This is a genomic window from Sphingobium sp. LMC3-1-1.1, assembly GCF_040676285.1.
Classification (GTDB): Bacteria; Pseudomonadota; Alphaproteobacteria; order Sphingomonadales; family Sphingomonadaceae; genus Sphingobium.
This window is the reverse complement of the sequence record NZ_JBEGHQ010000071.1, coordinates 1-303: the sequence shown is the minus strand read 5'-3', so window position 1 is coordinate 303 and position 303 is coordinate 1. Positions and strand designations below refer to the sequence as shown.

Below are 303 nucleotides of genomic sequence, written 5' to 3'. Positions count from 1 at the left end.
GAACGCCTTGCGGTGAGACCTGCTTGGACAGGCTCTTGCTGTAGGTCGAAAGAGCAGCCTTCGCTGCGGCGTAGGCGGTGGTCGCCTCCGGCAGGGGCAGTTCGCGCTGGATGGACGTCACATGGATCACGACGCCGCTACGGTGCGTCACCATGGCCGGAACGAGTTCCCGGTCGAGCCGCACGGCCGGCATGAGGTTGAGGTCGAGTTCGCTTGCCCAGATCGCGTCGCTGAGGGCCTCGTAGCCCCCAGCCGGAGCCGAGGAGCCGCCGAGCATGTGGACGATGATATCCACGCCACCCA

General features: G+C 66.3%; 1 protein-coding gene. It reads right to left on the bottom strand.

Annotated elements, in window-relative coordinates:
- Positions 1-303 (bottom strand): SDR family NAD(P)-dependent oxidoreductase (locus MRBLMC3_RS21135; RefSeq protein ID WP_363832119.1); only part of this gene is annotated, 303 nt, incomplete at both ends.